The organism is Streptomyces sp. ISL-11 (genome assembly GCF_018614525.1).
Classification (GTDB): domain Bacteria; phylum Actinomycetota; class Actinomycetes; order Streptomycetales; family Streptomycetaceae; genus Streptomyces.
This window is the reverse complement of sequence record NZ_JAGGOL010000116.1, coordinates 1-20,421: the sequence shown is the minus strand read 5'-3', so window position 1 is coordinate 20,421 and position 20,421 is coordinate 1. Positions and strand designations below refer to the sequence as shown.

Annotated in this window: 19 protein-coding genes, 2 tRNA genes and 1 pseudogene; 19 read left to right on the top strand and 3 right to left on the bottom strand. The window is 72.3% G+C overall.

Annotated elements, in window-relative coordinates:
* From J7E86_RS22520 to obgE, 4 genes are all read left to right on the top strand, one after another.
* A partial coding sequence (locus tag J7E86_RS22520) for a hypothetical protein (protein ID WP_215083548.1) occupies positions 1-181 on the top strand: 181 nt, incomplete at its 5' end.
* Between the two features lie 231 nt (positions 182-412).
* Positions 413-733, top strand: coding sequence for a 50S ribosomal protein L21 (gene rplU / locus J7E86_RS22515; protein WP_130877714.1), 321 nt, complete (start codon positions 413-415; stop codon positions 731-733).
* A 14-nt stretch (positions 734-747) separates the two neighbouring features.
* Entirely contained in the window at positions 748-1,005 is a 258-nt protein-coding gene (gene rpmA / locus J7E86_RS22510; RefSeq protein ID WP_116211787.1) for a 50S ribosomal protein L27, read from the top strand.
* Between the two features lie 126 nt (positions 1,006-1,131).
* Positions 1,132-2,568: a GTPase ObgE gene (gene obgE / locus J7E86_RS22505; RefSeq protein WP_215083547.1), complete on the top strand. Its 1,437-nt coding sequence runs from the start codon at positions 1,132-1,134 to the stop codon at positions 2,566-2,568.
* Positions 2,569-2,871: 303 nt separating this feature from the next.
* On the opposite strand, the gene J7E86_RS22500 is transcribed toward obgE, so the two are convergent.
* Complete coding sequence (locus J7E86_RS22500) at positions 2,872-4,911, bottom strand: hypothetical protein (protein WP_215083546.1); 2,040 nt, start codon at positions 4,909-4,911, stop codon at positions 2,872-2,874.
* A 276-nt stretch (positions 4,912-5,187) separates the two neighbouring features.
* Between J7E86_RS22500 and proB the strand changes: the two genes are divergently transcribed.
* From proB to J7E86_RS22475, 5 genes are all read left to right on the top strand, one after another.
* Positions 5,188-6,288, top strand: coding sequence for a glutamate 5-kinase (gene proB / locus J7E86_RS22495; RefSeq protein ID WP_215083552.1), 1,101 nt, complete (start codon positions 5,188-5,190; stop codon positions 6,286-6,288).
* Between the two features lie 236 nt (positions 6,289-6,524).
* Positions 6,525-7,046, top strand: coding sequence for a hypothetical protein (locus J7E86_RS22490; protein ID WP_215083545.1), 522 nt, complete (start codon positions 6,525-6,527; stop codon positions 7,044-7,046).
* 90 nt (positions 7,047-7,136) lie between these two features.
* Positions 7,137-8,456 (top strand): glutamate-5-semialdehyde dehydrogenase, encoded by a 1,320-nt coding sequence (locus tag J7E86_RS22485; RefSeq protein ID WP_215083544.1) that lies wholly within the window; start codon positions 7,137-7,139, stop codon positions 8,454-8,456.
* Positions 8,457-8,506: 50 nt separating this feature from the next.
* Positions 8,507-9,130 carry a hypothetical protein gene (locus J7E86_RS22480; protein ID WP_215083543.1) on the top strand — a complete coding sequence of 208 codons (624 nt, stop codon included), beginning with the start codon at positions 8,507-8,509 and terminating at the stop codon, positions 9,128-9,130.
* 109 nt (positions 9,131-9,239) lie between these two features.
* Complete coding sequence (locus J7E86_RS22475) at positions 9,240-10,334, top strand: hypothetical protein (RefSeq protein WP_215083542.1); 1,095 nt, start codon at positions 9,240-9,242, stop codon at positions 10,332-10,334.
* Positions 10,335-10,585: 251 nt separating this feature from the next.
* Here J7E86_RS22475 and J7E86_RS22470 read toward each other — a convergent pair whose 3' ends face one another.
* Entirely contained in the window at positions 10,586-11,722 is a 1,137-nt protein-coding gene (locus J7E86_RS22470; protein ID WP_215083541.1) for a M48 family metallopeptidase, read from the bottom strand.
* A gap of 88 nt (positions 11,723-11,810) precedes the next feature.
* Here J7E86_RS22470 and J7E86_RS22465 point away from each other — a divergent pair, with 88 nt between their 5' ends.
* The 10 genes from J7E86_RS22465 to J7E86_RS22420 all read left to right on the top strand — a co-directional run bounded on the left by J7E86_RS22465 (position 11,811) and on the right by J7E86_RS22420 (position 18,556).
* A complete protein-coding gene (locus tag J7E86_RS22465) occupies positions 11,811-11,981 on the top strand; it encodes a hypothetical protein (RefSeq protein WP_215083553.1) in 171 nt (56 codons plus the stop codon).
* 140 nt (positions 11,982-12,121) lie between these two features.
* Positions 12,122-12,286, top strand: a complete 165-nt coding sequence (locus tag J7E86_RS22460; protein ID WP_215083540.1) for a hypothetical protein — start codon at positions 12,122-12,124, stop codon at positions 12,284-12,286.
* Positions 12,287-12,341: 55 nt separating this feature from the next.
* Positions 12,342-12,947: a nicotinate-nucleotide adenylyltransferase gene (gene nadD / locus J7E86_RS22455; protein WP_215083539.1), complete on the top strand. Its 606-nt coding sequence runs from the start codon at positions 12,342-12,344 to the stop codon at positions 12,945-12,947.
* A 43-nt stretch (positions 12,948-12,990) separates the two neighbouring features.
* Positions 12,991-14,628, top strand: coding sequence for an LCP family protein (locus tag J7E86_RS22450; protein ID WP_215083538.1), 1,638 nt, complete (start codon positions 12,991-12,993; stop codon positions 14,626-14,628).
* Positions 14,629-14,739: 111 nt separating this feature from the next.
* The gene (gene rsfS, locus J7E86_RS22445) at positions 14,740-15,171 is read left to right on the top strand and encodes a ribosome silencing factor (RefSeq protein ID WP_215083537.1); all 432 of its coding nucleotides are present in this window, start codon (positions 14,740-14,742) and stop codon (positions 15,169-15,171) included.
* Positions 15,168-15,836, top strand: coding sequence for a histidine phosphatase family protein (locus J7E86_RS22440; RefSeq protein WP_215083551.1), 669 nt, complete (start codon positions 15,168-15,170; stop codon positions 15,834-15,836). The genes rsfS and J7E86_RS22440 overlap by 4 nt, the downstream gene beginning before the upstream one ends.
* A 103-nt stretch (positions 15,837-15,939) precedes the next feature.
* A tRNA-Ala gene (locus J7E86_RS22435) sits at positions 15,940-16,012 on the top strand.
* Positions 16,013-16,130: 118 nt separating this feature from the next.
* Positions 16,131-16,364: a hypothetical protein gene (locus J7E86_RS22430; RefSeq protein ID WP_215083536.1), complete on the top strand. Its 234-nt coding sequence runs from the start codon at positions 16,131-16,133 to the stop codon at positions 16,362-16,364.
* A gap of 106 nt (positions 16,365-16,470) precedes the next feature.
* Positions 16,471-18,345 (top strand): O-aminophenol oxidase PhsA, encoded by a 1,875-nt coding sequence (phsA, locus tag J7E86_RS22425; protein ID WP_374223846.1) that lies wholly within the window; start codon positions 16,471-16,473, stop codon positions 18,343-18,345.
* A gap of 138 nt (positions 18,346-18,483) precedes the next feature.
* Positions 18,484-18,556 (top strand) — tRNA-Ala (locus tag J7E86_RS22420).
* A gap of 257 nt (positions 18,557-18,813) precedes the next feature.
* Here J7E86_RS22420 and J7E86_RS22415 read toward each other — a convergent pair.
* Positions 18,814-20,319, bottom strand: a pseudogene (locus J7E86_RS22415) (NADH-ubiquinone oxidoreductase-F iron-sulfur binding region domain-containing protein); the annotation flags it as partial.
* Positions 20,320-20,421: the final 102 nt, after the last annotated feature.

Genomic DNA, 20,421 nt, shown 5'->3' with positions numbered 1-20,421 from the left:
GGCCAAGAAGGCACCGGCGAAGAAGGCCACCGCGAAGAAGACGGCGGCCAAGAAGACGACGGCCGCCAAGAAGACGACGACCGCCAAGAAGGCCACCGCCACCAAGACGGTGGCCAAGAAGGCACCGGCGAAGAAGACGGCGAAGAAGGCGGCCGCGACCGCCGGATCCACCGAGGACTGAGCCGATCAGTAGTGCCCGGTCCGGGCCCCTTACGGGGGCCCGGACCCGGTTTGACCCTTGGGATGAGGCCCCGTAACCTTGTCCTTCGGCGTCTGTACGCCAACCCCTGAGCACATCCCTTCCGGTGCATTCCGGGAGAGGCCGCTCGTCCACTCGGATTATCACGGGTTTTCGCCCGTGTGAGCGGCTGGCATCAGAGGTCCCGATTACCAGCGAGAGAGTGAGATCCGCGTGTACGCAGTTGTGCGTAGCGGTGGTCGCCAGCACAAGGTTGCTGTCGGCGACATCGTCGAGGTTGACAAGATTTCCGACGGCAAGGTGGGCGACTCCGTCGAGCTCTCCACGCTGCTCGTGGTCGACGGCGAGTCCGTCACCAGCGACCCGTGGGTGCTGGCCGGGATCAAGGTCCAGGCCGAGATCGTGGATCACCACAAGGGTGCCAAGATCGACATCCTGAAGTACAAGAACAAGACCGGCTACCGCAAGCGCATTGGTCACCGCCAGCAGTACACGGCGATCAAGGTCACCGGCATCCCCACGGCTGCGAAGTAAGGGACTGAGAACACATGGCACACAAGAAGGGCGCATCGTCCACCCGGAACGGTCGCGACTCCAACGCTCAGCGGCTCGGCGTCAAGCGCTTCGGCGGCCAGGCCGTCAACGCCGGTGAGATCCTGGTCCGCCAGCGCGGCACCCACTTCCACCCGGGCACGGGCGTCGGTCGCGGTGGCGACGACACCCTGTTCGCGCTGGCCGCGGGCGCGGTGCAGTTCGGCACCCACCGTGGTCGCAAGGTCGTGAACATCGTCCCGATCGCTGAGTAATCAGCCTTTCGGCACGACATAGCACCTTTCCGAGGGCGGGCCCGCTTTTTCCGGTGACGGGGAAGCTGGTCCGCCCTCGGCGCGTTCAATAAAGAGACATCCCCGTATTCATCTGGAGGCACCGCAATGACCACCTTCGTGGACCGCGTCGAGCTGCATGTCGCCGCGGGTAACGGAGGCCATGGCTGCGCCTCCGTTCACCGTGAGAAGTTCAAGCCGCTGGGCGGCCCTGACGGCGGCAACGGCGGCCGTGGCGGCGATGTGACGCTGGTCGTGGACCAGTCCGTCACCACGCTCCTCGAGTACCACCACAGCCCGCACCGCAAGGCCACCAACGGTCAGCCCGGCGCGGGCGACAACCGTTCCGGCAAGGACGGCCAGGACCTCGTCCTGCCCGTGCCGGACGGCACCGTCATCCTCGACAAGCAGGGCAACGTCCTCGCCGACCTGGTCGGCCAGGGCACCACCTTCGTCGCCGGCCAGGGCGGCCGCGGCGGTCTCGGCAACGCCGCGCTCGCCTCCGCCCGCCGCAAGGCCCCCGGCTTCGCGCTGCTCGGCGAGCCGGGCGAGGCCCGCGACATCGTCATGGAGCTCAAGACCGTCGCCGACGTGGCGCTGGTCGGCTACCCGAGCGCCGGCAAGTCCTCGCTGATCTCGGTGCTCTCGGCCGCCAAGCCGAAGATCGCGGACTACCCCTTCACGACGCTGGTCCCCAACCTCGGTGTGGTGACGGCCGGTTCGACCGTCTACACCATCGCCGACGTCCCCGGACTGATCCCCGGCGCCAGCCAGGGCAAGGGCCTGGGCCTGGAGTTCCTGCGGCACGTCGAGCGCTGCTCGGTGCTCGTGCACATCCTCGACACGGCGACCCTGGAGTCCGACCGCGACCCGGTCACCGACCTGGACGCCATCGAGGCCGAACTCCAGCAGTACGGCGGCCTGGAGAACCGGCCGCGCATCGTCGTCCTCAACAAGATCGACATCCCGGACGGCCAGGACCTCGCCGAGATGATCCGCCCGGATCTGGAGGCGCGCGGCTACCAGGTCTTCGAGGTGTCCGCCGTCGCCCGTACGGGCCTGAAGGAGCTCTCCTTCGCGCTGGCCGGCATCATCGCCGAGGCGCGCGCGGCCAAGCCGAAGGAGGAGGCGACCCGTATCGTCATCCGCCCCAAGGCCGTCGACGACGCGGGCTTCACGGTCACTCTGGAGGAGGACGGCATCTACCGCGTGCGCGGCGAGAAGCCGGAGCGCTGGGTGCGCCAGACGGACTTCAACAACGACGAGGCCGTCGGCTATCTGGCGGACCGTCTCAACCGTCTCGGTGTCGAGGACGAGCTGATGAAGGCCGGTGCCCGCGCGGGCGACGGCGTGGCCATCGGCGCCGAGGACAACGCGGTCGTCTTCGACTGGGAGCCCACGATGATGGCGGGCGCGGAGATGCTCGGCCGCCGTGGCGAGGACCACCGTCTGGAGGCCCCGCGGCCGGCGGCGACGCGCCGCCGCGAGCGCGAGGCGGAGCGGGACGAGGCGCAGCGCGAGTACGACGGCTTCAAGCCGTTCTGACGGCGTGAGGGCCTGACAGCCTGACACCGGCCTTCTGCCCGAGCCCCGGTGGCCGCCTCCCCGTGAGGCGGCCACCGGGGCTTTCGCGCGTCAGGAACGGGGCGAGCGGGGTCGGCGCGGCGACCGTGACCGCCGTGGCGGCAGCGGTGACGCCGCACTTCGTCTGCCGGGCGGGGTCCGCGTGCGCACCGGCGCAGGGGCATCGGACGTGGCCGACAAGCCCGGAGCGACGTCCGCGCGTCCCTACGCGAAAGGCCCCGGGAGGACATCCTCCCGGGGCGTTCCCCGTACGTTCGGAACCCGTCAGACGGACGCGATCGTGTCCGCCTCGCGCTGCGTGGGGATCTCCGAGGCGCGGGCCTCCATCCGGGCCCGTCGCTCGTCCGCCTTGGCGGCGAGCGCGAGCGCGGCCTGGTTGAAGCGGACCAGCGACGGCGGGTCGGAGGGACCCAGCAGCTGGACCTTCAGCGCCGCGCGGGCCGCCGCGTGGGCGTCCTGCCCGGTGCCGCGGACCTCCGCGAGGAGCGCCGGGACCTGCTCGGCCTCGGGCGAGAGGATCGTGGCGGCGCTGACCGTCGGGAAGACCGCGCGGAACTCGTCCTCGGCCAGCCCGCTGGTGTTGGCCACCGCGTAGGGCTTCTCGCTGATCAGGTAGTCCGAGACCACGCTGGAGACATCGCTGATCAGCAGGTCGGACTGGTTGAAGCAGGTGTAGAGGGCCGGCCGGGCGGCCGTGATGACCTGGTGCTCCCACTCGGGCAGCGAGGCCCAGTACGCGGCCTCCCAGGCGACCGTGGCGGCCTCGACGGTCGCGGCGCGGCCCTTCTCCGGCGCACCCTGCAGCAGCATGCGCTCGACCTCGTCCGCACTGTCGCGGAAGGTGCTGGTGGTGAGCCGGTCCAGTTCGGCCGTGCGGCGCGCCAGCTCGGCGGCGGTCTCCGGGCCGGGGCGGGGACCGCCGCGGCGGGTGTTGGCCTCGCGGATCATGGCCTGGATGCGCTCGTTGGCGCGGCCCGCGCGCGGGTCGACGGAGCCGGTCATCGGGTGCGGCTTGTACAGCAGCCGGACCTTGGGGTCGGCGAGCAGGGCGCGCACGATGTTCTCGCCGGCGAGCATCACCGAGGTGTTGCCGGGCTGGCCGTCCCAGCCCTCCCAGGTCGGCGCGTAGAGGACGGTGGTGAAGCCGTCGGCGGCCGGCGGGCCGGCGTACGGCAGGATCGGCGCCAGCTGGGGGCGGCCGACCTCCACGACGTCGCGGTCGTCGACGCCGATGTCGGCGAGCTGGTAGCGCTCGCGGGCGGCGGGACCGGCGACCCAGATCTCGTCGTACGCCTTGGAGTACGGGTTGCAGCTGGAGAGCTTGTCGCTCTCGCCGTGGTTGGTGAAGGCGTGCTTGATCGACGGCATGCGCAGGACCTGGGAGGTCTTACCGGAGTTCGCCGGGTGCAGCATCATCTTCAGCGAGGACTTCTCCAGCGCCATCAGGTGCACGACCTTGGGGATGCACACGATCGGCACGTCGGTGGCGTCGATCTTCTGCACCATGAAGCGCTCGCGGAGCACGATGACCGGGTTGCCGTCGAGCTCGGAGAGTGTGGAGAGCCACATGTTGGCCTGGTAGGCCGAGCTCGTACCGCCGGAGAAGTACATGCCGACGGTCGGGCGGTAGTCGGCCAGCCAGCGGTCCAGCCACTCCAGGGCCCGCTGTTCGTTGGCGACGCGCTTCTTCGGCCGCAGCCAGCCGGCCAGGTAGGCGGTGCCGCCGAGGCCGAGGAGGACCGCGAGACCCATGCCGAGCTCGCCCCACAGCGGCCGCCCGGTGCCGGCGGTGACCAGCATGCCCGCCGTGGCCGGGATCGCGAAGCGCAGCAGGCGGCGGCCGTGCTGGCGGGCCAGCAGGCGCGGCGGTGCGGCGGTCAGGCGCAGGCCGGAGGCGTCGATGTTCCGGGTCAGGAACGGGAGCGTACGGCTGCGGCGGACGAGGATCGCGGTGGCCTGGCAGGCGAGGTGGGTGCCGTAGAAGAGCACCAGGCCGACGAAGACCGGGGCGTAGTCGCTCAGCGGGCCGTCGCCGTGCAGGCGCAGCAGACCGATCAGGACCAGCATGTCGCGCAGCAGCTGCCGCACCATGACATCGAAGCGGATCTTGCCGAGCACGGCGACCAGACCGGGATCCCGGTGCTGGAGGTAGAGGTCGAGCGCGAGACCCGCCGCCGAGGCGGTGATCAAGAGCGGCACGTTGGGCAGCAGGGCTCCCACGAGCTGAGTGGCGAAGAACACCAGCATCGCGAGCAGCGCCGCGAGCTGTACGGCTCGGCGGGAGGCTGTTCCGGCAGAAGGCACTGGGCGGGCTCCTGGCAGGAGGACGGGGGAACGGGGTTACCAGCGGGGGTGGGGGACCGTGCCTGGACAACGGTCGACTACCGACCGTATGACGGCGGCAGGTCCAGGAGCAATCTTCCGCGACGGCAATCATTACAAAACAGGGCCGAACGACCACAATCGTCCGGGCGGTAGATTTGCGGGCCGGAAGACGCAGACGACCGGCGATCACAGGGGTGTACGTACGTGACAGGGGCAGGGGCGGGTAACGAGGCGGGAGCGGCGGCGCGCGCGGAGGTGACGGGCGCCCGGAGGATCGTGGTCAAGGTGGGATCCTCCTCCCTCACCACCGCGGGCGGGGGGCTGGACGCCGACCGGGTTGACGCGCTCGTCGACACGCTGGCCAAGAGCGCCGGGGAGAAGGAGATCGTGCTGGTCTCCTCCGGTGCCATCGCGGCCGGCCTCGCGCCGCTGGGCCTGGACCGGCGCCCGCGCGACCTGGCCCGCCAGCAGGCGGCCGCCAGCGTCGGCCAGGGCCTGCTGGTCGCCCGCTACACCGCGTCCTTCGCGCGCTACGGCCGCCGGGTCGGCCAGGTGCTGCTCACCACCGACGACACCAGCCGCCGCGCGCACTACCGCAACGCCCGCCGGACCCTGGACCAGCTGCTGGCCATGGGCGCGGTCCCGGTCGTCAACGAGAACGACACGGTGGCCACGGACGAGATCCGCTTCGGCGACAACGACCGCCTCGCCGCCCTCGTCGCCCACCTCGTACGCGCCGACCTGCTGATCCTGCTGTCGGACGTCGACGGCCTGTACGACGGCGACCCCAGCACCCCGGGCACCTCGCGGATCGCCGAGGTCACCGGTCCGCGGGACATCGACGGCATCACCATCGGCAGCGCCGGCAAAGCCGGCGTGGGCACCGGCGGCATGGTCACCAAGGTCGAGGCCGCCCGGATCGCCGCCGCCGCGGGCATCCCCGTCGTCCTCACCTCCGCCAGCCAGGCCGCCGACGCCCTGGCCGGCCGCCCGACCGGTACCTACTTCCACCGCACCGGCCGCCGCTCCGCCGACCGGCTGCTGTGGCTCGCGCACGCCTCCACCCCGCGCGGCGCCCTGACGCTGGACGAGGGGGCCGTACGGGCGGTGATCGAGGGCAGCGCCTCGCTCCTGCCCGCGGGCATCGCGGCGGTCGAGGGCGAATTCAGCGCGGGCGACCCCGTCGAGCTGCGCGACGCCTCCGGGCGGGCGCTGGCCCGCGGGCTCGTCGCCTTCGACGCCGGCGAGATCCCCCAGCTGCTCGGCCGGTCCACCCGTGACCTGGCCCGTGATCTGGGCCCCGGGTACGAGCGCGAGGTCGTGCACCGGGACGACCTGGTCGTGCTGCACCGCTGACGGGCGTCACCGACGGGCGAGAAGGCGGGTAAGTCCAGCCTTTCCATGGGGACCTTCCGGAAAACCGTCACGCGGCCGCCCGCGGACTGGTCAACTTTGATGCGGGGGGACCGTCACGGGCAGGCGGTCCCCGAGGCACCGACATGGCGCCGGCACGGCGTGGGACACAGCGAGAACAGGCACCAGAGGGCTCCGCCGCACCCGCGCGGAGCGGCGAGACACACAGGAGGCCGCCGGTGAGACGAGGGCGCCCAGGGGCGCTGCCCCGAGGCGGGGGCACTCCCGCCCACGGCCGCAGGGCCCTGGGGGAGGAGCGCGCGCTGACCAGCGTCGGCGCGGGTCACGAGCGGGCGGACGACGTGGACGCCGGGCAGACGGAGCCGGCCGCGGCAGCCGCGGTGGAGGAGCACGGCGAGGTCTCCCGGCTGTGGCACATCACGCTGAGCGTCTCGGGCGCCGAGGCGCCGATCGCGGACGTCCGGCGGGCCCTGGAGAAGCTCGCCCACGACCACCCCTTCCTGCTGACCAGCCGCTACGCCAATGATCACGCCGAGATCCGCTACTGGGAAGAGGCCCGCGACCTGCACGACGCCGCCGCGGTGGCGCTGCGGCTGTGGGGCGAGCACCGCCGGACGGCCAAGCTCCCGCCCTGGGAGATCGTCGGCCTGGAGGTCATCGACCGGGAGACCTATCACCACCGCATCGCGGAGGGTTACGGCCCGCTGCCCGCCACCCCGGTCGGCGTGCACCCCTTCTGACCCGGCTCCCTCCCCCCGGCCGCACCCCACCCGTCCCACAGTCCGGAATACGAGGTGGCCCCGGGGCGCCGCGCGACTAGGCTGCGGGCCATGAGCAGCGTTTTCCCCTCCCCCCTCGCCGATCCGATGCCGCAGTCCCCCGTGCTGCGCGCGGCCTACCGCGCCCGTGCCGCCGCCGCCGAGCTGGCGCCACTGCCGCGCTCGGTGAAGGACGAGGCGCTGCTGGCGATCGCCGACGCCCTGGAGGTCCGCACCCGGGAGATCGTCGAGGCCAACGCCGAGGACGTCGAGCGCGCCCGCGCCGCCGGGACGAGCGGGACCGTCATCGACCGGCTGACCCTCACCCCCGAGCGGGTGCGGGCCATCGCCAAGGACGTCCGCGACGTCGTCGCCCTGCCCGACCCCGTCGGCGAGGTCGTCCGCGGCTCCACGCTGCCCAACGGCATCGACCTGCGCCAGGTACGGGTGCCGCTGGGCGTGGTCGGGATCATCTACGAGGCCCGGCCGAACGTCACCGTCGACGCCGCGGCCCTGTGCCTGAAGTCGGGCAACGCCGTGCTGCTGCGCGGTTCCTCCTCCGCCTACGCCTCCAACACCGCCCTGGTGCGGGTCGTGCGCGACGCCGTCGGCGGCGCCGGGCTGCCCGCCGACGCGGTCCAGCTGGTGCCGGGCGAGAGCCGCGAATCCGTACGGGAGCTGATGCGCGCCCGCGGCATGGTCGACGTGCTGATCCCGCGCGGCGGTGCCTCCCTCATCCGTACGGTCGTCGAGGAGTCCACCGTTCCGGTGATCGAGACCGGCACCGGCAACTGCCACGTCTACGTCGACGCCGAGGCCGACATCGACATGGCCGTCGACATCCTCATCAACTCCAAGGCCCAGCGGCCCAGCGTCTGCAACGCCGCCGAGACCCTCCTCGTGCACCAGGACATCGCCGCGGACTTCCTGCCCAGGGCCCTCGCGGCGCTCGCGAAGGCGGGCGTGACCGTGCACGGCTGCGAACGCGTCCTCGCCCTGGCGCAGGGCGGCCCGGCCACCGTCGTGCCCGCGACCGTCGAGGACTGGGAGACGGAGTACCTCTCCTACGACATCGCCGCCGCCGTCGTGGACAGCCTGGACGCCGCCGTGCGGCACATCCGGCTGTGGACGTCCGGCCACACCGAGGCGATCGTCACCACCTCGCAGGCCGCCGCCCGCCGGTTCACCCAGCTGGTGGACTCCACGACCGTCGCCGTCAACGCCTCCACGCGGTTCACGGACGGCAGCCAGTTCGGCTTCGGCGCGGAGATCGGCATCTCCACGCAGAAGCTGCACGCGCGCGGGCCGATGGGCCTGCCGGAGCTGACCTCCACCAAGTACATCGTCACGGGCGACGGCCACGTGCGCGGCGGGACTCCGGCCGGAAGCTGAATTCCCGTACCGGCTGCGCGGATTGACCGCTTCGGGGCTACGCTGGTCGGGTGCCGGACGACGTGGGGGGCCAGCCGTTCCCGGACGGCGAGGAGCCCGACAGCAACCGCAGCGGGGACGACGCGTTCGCCTCCGTGGTCTTCGACGAGGAGTTCGTGCGGTCCGCCGTGATCCACGAACCGACGGCGGCGGAGCGCATGCTCGCCGCCGCCCAGGCCCGTGCCGAGGCGGAGGCCGCCCGGTCCCGGGCCGGCGGCGGCCCGGCCGACGACGACCCCTACGACTACGACGACCTCTTCGGGGACGGCCACGCCCGGGGGACCGGCCACCACGCGGGCCGTACGGGCCGCTGGCCGTCCCTGGCGCACGACCTCGACCCGGACGACGCCTACGGTCCGTACGGGCGCTACGGCGCCGCACGCCGCCCCTACCGCGGCCATCCCCGCTGGCACCGCCCGGTGGCCTGGGTGCTCGCCGTCCTGATGGGCATCGGTGTGGTGGCCCTCGCCTTCGCCGCCGTGTACCGCAGTGCCTCCTCCGGCGGGCGGCCCAGCTCCGATCCCCCGCCCGCGACGACCGGGGTGGACGCCCCGGCCGAGCAGCGGCCCGGCCCGCTGCCCTCCGTCTCGGCCGATTCCGAGCCCCCGGTGGCCTCGGCGGCACCCCGTCTGTAGGCCCCGCCGACCAGCGGCGACGTACATGCATCCAGCAGCCGGAATATTGCTCACAACTTGTCGTGTACCAGCGCGTTTACCAAGCGCCCGGCAGACCTACTCTTGAGGTATGGACGGGCCTGGAGACCCACCTGAGGGGACGCCCGAGGGTGTCCCGGGGGGCGGGGAGGACGAGTACCGATCCGTCGTCTTCGACGAATCGTTCGTCCGGGCTGCGCGTCTTCAGGAGCTGTCCGCGAACGAACGCATGGGCGATCACGCGCTCGCTGTCCGTAACCGCCATGTGTGGGCCCGCGTCCGGACCTCCCGCCAGGTCCTCGTCCTGGTGATACTGATCGCCCTCGCCTTCGGCACCGCCGTCTACATGGGCCTGCGCCACCCCTACCGGGATCCGGTGGTCCCCGCCGCCGAGCCGCTGCGCTCCACGCTCGTCCCGCTCGCGCCCCGCGACGCTGTGCCCGGCGGCACGGCACGGGAGCTGTTCGAGCACAGTCCGGCCGCCCAGTTCCGGCTGGGCCCCGAGGGGGTCACGCTGCCCGCCGCGCGGAGCACACAGCACTTCTCCGAGAGCCAGGTCATGGCCGCGCTCGCCGCCGCCAAGGAGTACACGGTGAAGTCCTCCCTCGACCCGGCCGTGCTCACCGGCGGCGGCCAGCGCAGCGTGCGGCTGCTGCTCGACCCCGAACAGCTCGACCAGTTCGACCGCAGCTTCGACCACCCCGCCGACGACGGGCGGCACGCGGCCACCGCCTGGCTGGTCCGCTTCGATCCCGCCCAGGTGACCCTGGTTGACACACCCGTACGGACGCAGGGCGTCTTCTCCGTGAGCGAGACGGGCTCCTCCACGCTGGAGGTCTCCGCCGACCACACCTTCGTCTACGCCCTGCGGCCGGCCGCCGCGGGAGCCGGCGACAAGGCCGGGGCGGACCGGGCGTCGCTGTTCACGGTGCGCCGGGAGCTGCGCTTCCGCTTCGACCGCGACGGCCTCCAGGAGCACCACGTCACCGTCCTGCAGAGCCGCCTCCAGGCCGGCCCGGAGTCCTGCTCGGCCGACGACGAGGTCTACCTGCGCCCGCTCCTGGCCGGCCAGCGCCCCACGAACGACGCCCCGGCAGGCACGGACCCGTACACGACGGGCCAGGCCACAGCGGCCCTGTGCGGCCGCCTGTCGGACAACGCGCAGCCGCAGCTGCCGAGGCGGTAGGGGGACGTTCGGGGGACCGATCCGGGCCTGTCCGGGGGTAACCGACACAGCCCGTCCGGGGCCCATTCAGCCCGGCGTTTGAGGGCCGGGGTTCGGAGCGGAGCCCCGGTTAAGGTCACCACCCAGCCCGTCTGGGGGCACCTCCCAGCGGTAGCTGGGGGAGTTTGAGGACCCGGGTTCGGGGCGGAGCCCCGATTGCGGGAAGGGGCGGGTAGGGGAAAGAACCCCCGGCGGGTCACCAGCGCGCCCCCTCAGCCCTCCTTGGGCCCTTCCTCGGACCCCGGCTCGCCGCCCTCGTCCCCGGACTTCCCGGAACCCCCCGCAGGCCGCCCCCACCCCCCAAAAGAATCCCGCAGCCGACCGCCGAGGTCCCCCGCCCCGCCCGCGATATCCCGCACCAACCCGATCAGCGGATCCTTGCTCGACCGCACCGACTCCGCGTAATGGTTCGCCGACTCCCGGAAGGAGTCCGTCACGGACGTGTCCTTGTCCTCCGAGCGCCGCGGGTAATGACCGTCCATGATCCGCTGGTGATCACGGCTCTCGGCCCACTTCTTCAGCTCGGCCGCCCGCACGGTCGTGAACGGGTGCGACCGCGGCAGTATGTTCATGATCTTCAGCACGGAGTCGCGCAGATCGCCGCCCGCCTCGTACTCCTCGGCCTGGGCCAGGAACGCGTCGACGTTCATCTCGTGCAGGTGGTTGCCGCCCGCGATCTTCATCAGGCCGCGCATCGCCGCCTTGAGGTCCTGGCCCACCAGCAGCCCCGCACGGTCCGCCGAGAGCTCCGACTTGCGGAACCACTCGCGCAGTGCGGTCACGATCGCCATCACCGCTATGTTGCCCAGCGGGATCCACGCCACCTTGAGCGCGAAGTTCGTCAGGAACAGCAGGATCGTGCGGTAGACCGCGTGGCCCGAGAGGGCGTGGCCCACCTCGTGGCCGACGACGGCTCGCATCTCCTCCTCGTCGAGCAGCTCCACCAGGCCCGTGGTCACCACGATGATCGGCTCGTCCAGGCCGATGCACATGGCGTTGGGCTGCGGGTCCTGCGTGACGTACATCGGGGGGACCTTCGGCAGGTCCAGGACGTAGCAGGCGTCCAGCAGCATGGTGTGCAGGTGCGGGAACTGCTGCTCGCCGACCCGCACCGAGTCGGACAGGAACAGCAGGCGCAGGCTGCGCTCCGGCAGCAGCCCGCTCAGCGTCTTGAAGACGGTGTCGAAACCGCTCAGCTTGCGCAGCGCCACCAGGGCCGAGCGGTCCGCCGGATGCTCGTAGGCGCGCGAGGAGATGTCCGGGAAGCGCTTGCGCTGCCGGCCGGGCAGCCGCTCGTGCTCCTCGCCGGAACCGTTCCCCGACGTGCGGTCGCTGGTGCTGTCGCTCATCAAGACCCCCTCAGTGGGCTGATCATGGCCCGTCCCCCGGCTACGACCCCACAGTAAGCGCTGCCACTGACATGGCTACCGTGGAGACATGCCCGACATGAACGCCATCACCACGCATCCCGGATTCACCGAGCTCCTCGCCGTCTCCAAGGGCGACCAAGGGCCGGGTGTGATCATCCGTACGGTCCTCGTGGTCGGCGTGGTGGGAATCGTCTTCCTCGCCTGGTTCCTGCTACGCGGTTACGGCAAGAAGGACTGAGGGAGGGACCGGCCGGGGAGGCACGGGAACGGCCTCGGTGAGGCCCGACCCGTGGAGTCGGCGTGAGCGCGCCCGCGGCCCCCGCATACGATGTGGCAGAAATCTCTGCCCGATCCCATCCCGGATAGGTCCTGCCGAAGATGACCGCATTCACGTCAGCCCACGCCGCCCTGACCACGCTCGCCTCCGAGGGCGAGCACGTCGACACCCACACCAGCATCAGCCCGTACATGACCGGCGGTGGCGCCCTGGTCATCCTGCTGCTCCTGGTCTGGATCACGACCCGCTTCAACCGCGACCGCTGAGCGCACCGGTCCCTGCGGGTCCGGCGGTTCGCCGCGCCCAGTAGGGTCTGCACGCATGGGAGAGCAGACAGGGCCCGTGAAGCGGCGGCTCGGCGTGATGGGCGGGACATTCGACCCGATCCACCACGGCCACCTGGTCGCCGCCAGCGAGGTGGCAGCACAGTTCCACCTGGACGAGGTGGTCTTCGTACCGACCGGGCAGCCGTGGCAGAAGAGCCACAAGACGGTGTCACCGGCCGAGGACCGCTATCTGATGACGGTGATCGCCACCGCCTCCAACCCGCAGTTCTCGGTCAGCCGCATCGACATCGACCGCGGCGGCCCGACGTACACCACGGACACCCTGCGCGAGCTGCGCTCCCTGAACGACGAAGCGGACCTGTTCTTCATCACCGGCGCCGACGCGCTGGCGCAGATCCTCACCTGGCGGGACACCGAGGAGCTGTTCTCGCTGGCCCACTTCATCGGCGTGACCAGGCCCGGCCACATACTGGCCAACCCGGGGCTGCCCGAGGGCGGCGTCTCGCTGGTCGAGGTGCCGGCGCTCGCGATCTCCTCCTCGGACTGCCGCACGCGTGTGGAGAAGGGCGAGCCGGTCTGGTACTTGGTCCCCGACGGTGTGGTGCGCTACATCGACAAGCGCAAGCTCTACCGCGACTGAGCGACCGAGCGACCGAGCACTGACAGGGCACTGAGGGGCACCGGTGAACGACCGACAGGATGCGTACGCGCAGGACCCGTACGGGCAGCAGCCGCAGGTGTACGGCTACGACGCCTACGGTCAGCCGGTGTACCGCCCGGACGCCCCGGAGCGCGTCTACGACCAGTACGGTCAGCCGGTCCAGCAGCAGGCCGCACCGCAGCCCGTACAGCAACAGCCCCTCCAGCAGCAGGACTACGGCTACCCGGGCAATGGCGGCGGCTACGACCCGTACGCCGCCCAGCAGTACGAGCGGCAGCAGCCCGCGGCTCCCCAGCAGCGGACGCAGCAGCAGGAGTGGATCCCGCGGCAGTCGGGGCCGCCCGCGCACGAGGACGCGCGGTCCGGGCCCGAGGAGCCGCGCACCGGACCGGAGGAGCCGGGGCAGGGCGAGTCCGCGCCGGAGTACCGCACCGAGCAGTTCTCGTTCATCGAGGAGCCGGACGAGGACTCCGAGGACGTCATCGACTGGCTCAAGTTCAGCGAGAGTCGCACCGAGCGGCGTGACGAGCGCAAGCGCAAGGGCCGCAACCGCGTCGTGGCGCTCGTCGTGGTGCTGGTCCTCGCGGTGGCCGGCGTGGCCGGCTACCTGTGGTTCACGGGCTCCCGCGACGACAAGGGCCCGGCCGCGGCCGGCGGTGCCCAGAAGCGCGACGTGATCGTCGTCCACCTGCGGGCGGTCAAGGGCGGCGACAGCTCCACCGCCCTGCTGGTCGACAACGAGACCACCAAGAAGGGCACCACCGTCCTGCTCCCGAACGCGCTGGCCGTCCCTCGGGAGGGCGGCGGTTCGACCACGCTCGGCAAGTCCGTGCAGGACGACGGCACCGGCGCGACCCGCGACGCCCTGAACAACCTGCTCGGCGCCGAGATCAAGGGCAGCTGGCGGCTCGACACCCCGTACCTGGAGAACCTCGTCGAGCTGGTCGGCGGCATCGCCGTCGACACCGACACCGACATCCCCGGCGAGAAGCCCGGCGACCGCCCGCTGGTCCGCAAGGGCACGGCCCAGAACCTCGGCGGCCGGATGGCCGTCGCCTACGCCACCCACCACGCGCCCGGAGAGGCACCGGACAAGCAGCTCTCGCGCTTCGGCCAGGTCATGCAGGCGGTGCTGAAGAAGCTCTCCGGCGAGACCGGCCCGGCCACCCGGACGGTGGAGACCCTCGCCCAGATCCCCGACCCCTCGCTCTCGGTCGAGCAGCTCGGCGCCTCGCTGGCCCAGCTGGCGGTGCTGGCCAAGAAGGGCTCGTACGACACCGCCGTGCTGCCCGTGCGGACCGACGGGACGCTCGGTGACCAGGCGACCGACAAGGTGGTCAAGGAGGTGCTCGGCGGCACGGTGAAGAGCACCGACAAGAACGCCGCGCCCCGGGTCAGCGTGAAGAACGCCACAGGCAACAAGGGCGCCACCGGATCCGCGCTGGTCACGCTTGTCAACGGCGGCTACACCGTCGTCGACGGCGGCTCGGCGGGCCCGGCCGAGGCGGCGTCCGCGGTGACCTACGCCGACGACGCGCGGGCGGCGGAGGCCAAGGAGGTCGCCAAGACCCTGGGCCTGCCGGCGGGCGCCGTGAAGAAGGCGAAGGGCGCCGGCAACGCCGACGTCACCGTGGTCCTGGGCAAGGACTACAAGAGCTGAGTCCGGCCGGCCGGGGAGCCGGCCGGACGGGGGACGAAATGCCCAGGAGGTCCGGTGTCCGGTCGTGAGACCCTTGACAGGTACTGACCCTCTTTAGCGAAAGCATGGCTTGTGACCGCCACGGACCGCTCCATCGAGCTCATCAAGGCCGCCGCTCAGGCGGCCGCAGACAAGCTCGCGCACGACATCATCGCCTACGACGTCAGCGACGTCCTGTCGATCACCGACGCCTTCCTGCTGGCCTCGGCCCCCAACGACCGCCAGGTCAAGTCGATCGTCGACGAGATCGAGGAGCGCCTCAACAAGGAGCTCGGCGCCAAGCCGGTGCGCCGTGAGGGCGACCGCGACGCCCGCTGGGTGCTGCTCGACTACGTCGACATCGTCGTCCACGTCCAGCACAGCGAGGAGCGCGTCTTCTACGCCCTTGAGCGCCTGTGGAAGGACTGCCCCGAGATCGGCCTGCCCGACGACGCCGTCGCCACCCGCGGCAAGGCCGAGGAGCACGCGAAGGCGCAGGGTGACCTGGACGGTGAGCTGAGCTGAACGCCAGCAAGGGCCACTACCAGGCCATCGGCAGGGGCCGCCGCATCGTCCTGTGGCGGCACGGTCAGACCGCGTGGAACCTGGAGCGCCGCTTCCAGGGCAGCACGGACATCGAGCTGACCGACACCGGCGTCGCGCAGGCGCGCCGGGCCGCCCGGCTGCTGGCCGCGCTGCGGCCGCACGCCATCGTCTCCTCCGACCTCAGCCGGGCCCGGGCCACCGCCGCGGAGCTCGCTGCGGTCACCGGTCTGCCGGTCGCCGGGGACGCCGGACTGCGCGAGACCTACGCGGGCGTGTGGCAGGGCCTCACGCACGACGAGATCATCGCGCGCCACGGCGAGGAGTACGCCGCGTGGAAGCGCGGCGAGCCCGTACGGCGCGGTGGCGGCGAGCTGGAGACCGAGGTCGCCGACCGGGCCGCCCCGGTCGTCCTGGCCCAGGCCGACAAGCTGCCCGACGGCGGCACGCTCGTCGTGGTCAGCCACGGCGGCACCATCCGCACGACCATCGGCCGGCTGCTCCACCTGGAGGCCACCTCCTGGGAGTCGCTCGGCGGCCTCAGCAACTGCTGCTGGTCCGTCCTGGGCGAGGGCGCGCGCGGCTGGCGGCTGCTGGAGCACAACGCCGGGACGCTGCCCGAGCCGGTCCTGGGCGATGACGACTGAGCGTCGCCCATGGCCCGATTTCACATCCGGGCAGGTCACAGGCTAAAGTTCTTCTTGTTCGCGGGGAACGCGGAGGGAAACCTCCGGGGGAACCAAGAGCAGCGGGGCTATAGCTCAGTTGGTAGAGCGCCTGCATGGCATGCAGGAGGTCAGGAGTTCAATTCTCCTTAGCTCCACAATCACGACGATCCCGTCTCCCTCACTGGGAGGCGGGATTGTTGCTGTTCGGGCGGGGTCCCGTGACAGAATCGGCAGGCCGGGAGCGGACGGGGCCGAAGGGGAACGTACTGACCCATGGGTGCACACAGCCGGAAGTGCGACTGGTGCGGCGGCGGCACGCCGATCGTCCGCGACATGGAGCCGCTCAACTCCTCGTACCAGTACTGGTGCGTGGAGTGCGCACGGGCGCTGATCATAAAAGGCGACCCCATCGAGACCTACCGTGAGCTGGAAGGCGAGCCGATCTACGGCCGGCTGCTCGACGAGCACTGCGCGCTGAAGCGCTTCTACTCCTTCGCCACAGCCTGATTTTCACGCCCCCGGCAACCCCCTTCGTGCACGCGTGCGTCCATGAGGGGTGAGAGCTGCCGCCGGGAACGGCCGGCGGCACGGGGGAAGCGATGGAGGTCACCCGGTGACCGAAACAGTGATCAGCCCTGCCCGCGAACCGTTCCGTGATCCCGCCCTGACGCCTGCTCGCGAAGAGGAGGCGGCCGAACTCACACCCTTCCTGGACGCCCTGCGCGTACCGCCGGTGCTCCGGCCCGGCCGCACCGAGTCCGCCGGGTACGCGGAAGCGGTGGCCGGGGGCGGCATCGAGATCGACCTCTCCGCCACCTGGGTCCGGCTGCACTCGCAGCTGCCGCCCACCCGGGTGTGGACCTACGGGGGGCACTTCCCGGGCCCGACCATCGAGGTCCGGCGCGGCCGGCGGCTGCGGGTCGCCTGGAACAACCGCCTCGGCGGCGACCACCCGGTGACGGCGGTCGAGGCGAAGCCCGTGCCCGGCGGCCCGGCACCGGGCGACGTCCCGGGCCGCGGCGGCGCCGCACCGCTCGCGGACGTGGCCGCGCTGCCGCCGTGGACCGTGACGCACCTGCACGGCGCCCCCACCGGCGGCGGCAACGACGGCTGGACGGAGAACGGCGTCTCGCCGGGCGAGAGCCAGCTCGCCGAATACCCCAACGATCACCGGGCGGTCGCCTGGTGGTACCACGACCACGCCATGGACATCACCCGGTGGAACGTCTTCGCCGGCCTCGCGGGGATGTACCTCGTCCGGGACGAGGAGGAGGACGCGCTGCGGCTGCCGCGCGGCGACCGCGAGATCCCGCTGATCGTCCAGGACCGCAACCTCGACCTGGACGAGGACGGCCGGCTGACCGGGCGGCTGCTCCACAAGACGGTCGTCGTCGGCCAGGACGCCCACGGCGGGAACGTCACCCAGGCGTTCACCGGCCCGTACACCCTCGTCAGCGGCGTCATCTGGCCGCACCTGGACGTGACCGCCCGGTGGTACCGCTTCCGGCTGCTGAACGCCGCCAACGCCCGCACCTACGAGCTGCGGCTGATCGACGAGGAGAGCGGCGAGCCGGTGCGCGGCGCCGCCTGGCAGATCGGTACGGATGGCGGCCTGCTGCCGCGCCCGCTGCCGCTGGACGGGCCGCTGTCCGTGGCGCCCGCCGAGCGGATGGATCTGCTGATCGACTTCGGCCGGCTGCGGGGACGGCGGCTGCGCCTGGTGAACACGGCGCCCGGTGTGCGCCACCCGCAGGTGATGCAGTTCCGGGTGGCGCCGGAGCCGGTGCGCGACTCCTTCGTACTGCCGCGGGTCATCTCCACGTCGTTCCGGCGCATCACTCACGAGAGCGCGCCGGCGCACGGGCACCGCCTGATCGTCCTCAGCCCGCCCGGCACCGCCGGTGACGCCCATCCCGCGCTGTGGGAGATGCGCCGGGCCGAGCCGGGCGAGGTGCCGGTCCCCGGCGAGGGCGTGATCCAGATCAAGGGGCCGGACGGGAAGGTGCGCACGTACCGCCGGGGCGCCCGCGCCTTCGACGACACGCTCGGCTTCATGGTCGCGCACGGCGCGTGGGAGCAGTGGAGCTTCCTGCACCTGGGCGGTCCCATGCACCCCATGCACATCCACCTGATCGACTTTCAGGTGCTCAGCCGCGACCTCTACCCCACGGGTCCCGGCGGCCCCTTCGACACCGCCTTGGGCGGCACCCGGTCGCCGCTGGAGTACGGCGGGCGGGTGCCGGTGTCGGAGGGCGACGCGGGCTGGAAGGACGTCATCCAGGTGCCCGCCGGACAGATGGTCAACGTGATCGGCCGCTTCCAGGGCGCCAAGGGCCGGTTCATGTACCACTGCCATCTGCTGGAGCACGAGGACATGGGGATGATGCGGCCGTACGTGGTGATGCCGCCCGAGGTGCTGAAGTTCCACCACGGCGACGACGGTGGCCACCATGGCGGTCGGCATCACGACGGGGGACACATGGGGTGAAACGGGCGCGGGGGGTCGGCGCTACCCCGCCGGCCTCCCTCCCAAGCACCCATGGGCCGGCGATTTGGCAGATGGGGGGGAGCTCCGTGTAATGTACTCCGTGTCGCCAGGGAAACCGGGCGGCGGAAAACAGAACAAGGGGCTATAGCTCAGTTGGTAGAGCGCCTGCATGGCATGCAGGAGGTCAGGAGTTCAATTCTCCTTAGCTCCACAGGAGATGAGCGGGTCGTCCGAATCGGACGGCCCGCTCATCGCTTTGTCGCCGCGTGTTTTCCCGTGCGGGCTTTCGTTCGTCGTGCGCACCACCGCTGCGCGGCGGTGTCCTCAATCGCCGGACGGGCTGAAGGTGGCTGAGCCCAGCGAAATCAAGCCCGTCCGGCGTTTGAGGACGCGCCCGCAGGGCGCCCGCCGCCGCAGGCGGCAAGGCCGGCCCGCAGCCGAAGATCCGCCGGACACGGCCTAGCGCTCCCGGTCGAGCCGCAGGGCGAGCGCCGGGCAGCGGCGCACGGCCCGCAGGGCGCGGCCCCGCAGGTGCGTCGGCACCCCCGCGTCCGCGAGCGCCGGATAGCCGTCCGGCCCCAGGCGTACGAGCTCGGGCAGCAGCCCCGCGCACAGCCCGTGGCCCTCGCACAGCGTCCAGTCCACCGCCAGCCGCTCGGCGCTCTCCGGATTCGCCGGGCCGGCTCCGGCGGCGAAGGGCAGGGGCAGCACCCCGGCCGTGCCGCGCCCGCAGCCGCCGCCCAGGACATGAGCGGCCAGATCGTCCGTGAAGGCCGTCAGGGCGCTCAGCGTGAAGCGTGCCGCCCCGTCCGGGTGCCCGCACGCCCCGCGCCCCCGGACGGCCCCCGCCGCCTCCCGTACGGTCTCCAGGGCGCTCCTGCCGCCGCCGGCCACCACGTCCGCCAGCGCCCCGGCCACCGACGGCAGGCCGAGCCGGCAGGGCCCGCACTGCCCGGCGGACTCGGCGGCCAGCCAGTGCGCCACCCGGACCGCCTCGCCCAGCGGGCAGGTGTCCGCCGGAAGCGGCAGTACCGCCCCCGCGCCCAGCGCCCCGCCGCAGGCGGCGAGGGCCTCGCGGGAGACCGCCGCCCCGTGCGCCGTCGTGGCGTCCAGCCACGCGCCGTGGTAGCCGCCGGTCAGCACGCCCTGGAACGCCGGATCGACGCCGCAGGAGCGCAGCACGTAGGCCATCGGCACGCCGCTGGGCACCTCCACGACGCGCGGCTCGGGCACCGCGCCGGAGACGGTGAGCAGCAGGGTGCCGGGCTCGGCCGTGGTGCCGGTGGTGCGGTAGCGGTCGGCGCCCAGGCGGGCGGCGAGGGCGAGTTGGGCGTACGTCTCGGTGTTGGACAACAGGGTCGGCGCGCCGCCCAGGCCCTCGTCGGAGGCGCGCCCGTGCCGGCCGGGCGGCAGCGGAGGGCCGCCCTCGGCGGCGCGCAGCAGCGCGGAGGACTCACCGGAGACCAGCCGCTCCGGCAGGCGCACCACGCGGGCACGCAGGGCGCGGCCGCGCCGGTCCGCGAGCCCTCGCTCGGCCAGGGCCTCCCGCACCGATTCCTCGGTGGCCGGCCGGGTCACGCCGATGACCAGGGTGTTCGCCCCGAGCGCCGTGGCGGCCAGCAGGGCGCCGTCCAGGACCAGGTGCGGGGCGCGGGCGAGGAGGACGGCGTCCTTGCGGCAGGCGGGCTCGCCCTCGCAGCCGTTGACGACCACCGCCGGGCGGACGTCCCGCCGCCGCGCCGAGCGGGCCACCGCCCGCAGCTTCCGGCCGAAGGGGAAGCCCGCGCCGCCCCGGCCGCGCAGGGCGACGGTCTCGGCGAGTTCGGTCAGCTGGGCCTCGGTGAGCTGGGGCATCGAACCGTGGACGGCGAGGTGGGCCCGGCGGTCCAGGCGCTCCGCCGTGTCGAAGCCGGCGGTCAGGCGGGGCAGGCCGAGGGAGAGGACGGCGGGCAGGCCGGGGAGCGGGGCGCTCACCGGGTGCGGCCCGAGGCGCCGTGGGAGGACCGTACCGGCGCGGGCCGGGGAGCCCCGGGGGGTGCGGGCCTGGGGCGCGGGAGCGAGGCGACGGTCCGGCCG

Excerpts from the sequence above, each read along its gene's own strand:
- rpmA (WP_116211787.1), top strand. The coding sequence starts at position 748 with ATGGCACACAAGAAGGGCGCATCGTCCACCCGGAACGGTCGCGACTCC.
- obgE (WP_215083547.1), top strand. The coding sequence starts at position 1,132 with ATGACCACCTTCGTGGACCGCGTCGAGCTGCATGTCGCCGCGGGTAAC.
- J7E86_RS22485 (WP_215083544.1), top strand. The coding sequence starts at position 7,137 with ATGAGCAGCGTTTTCCCCTCCCCCCTCGCCGATCCGATGCCGCAGTCC.
- J7E86_RS22475 (WP_215083542.1), top strand. The coding sequence starts at position 9,240 with ATGGACGGGCCTGGAGACCCACCTGAGGGGACGCCCGAGGGTGTCCCG.
- J7E86_RS22470 (WP_215083541.1), bottom strand. The coding sequence starts at position 11,722 with ATGAGCGACAGCACCAGCGACCGCACGTCGGGGAACGGTTCCGGCGAG.
- J7E86_RS22465 (WP_215083553.1), top strand. The coding sequence starts at position 11,811 with ATGCCCGACATGAACGCCATCACCACGCATCCCGGATTCACCGAGCTC.
- J7E86_RS22460 (WP_215083540.1), top strand. The coding sequence starts at position 12,122 with ATGACCGCATTCACGTCAGCCCACGCCGCCCTGACCACGCTCGCCTCC.
- nadD (WP_215083539.1), top strand. The coding sequence starts at position 12,342 with ATGGGAGAGCAGACAGGGCCCGTGAAGCGGCGGCTCGGCGTGATGGGC.
- J7E86_RS22430 (WP_215083536.1), top strand. The coding sequence starts at position 16,131 with ATGGGTGCACACAGCCGGAAGTGCGACTGGTGCGGCGGCGGCACGCCG.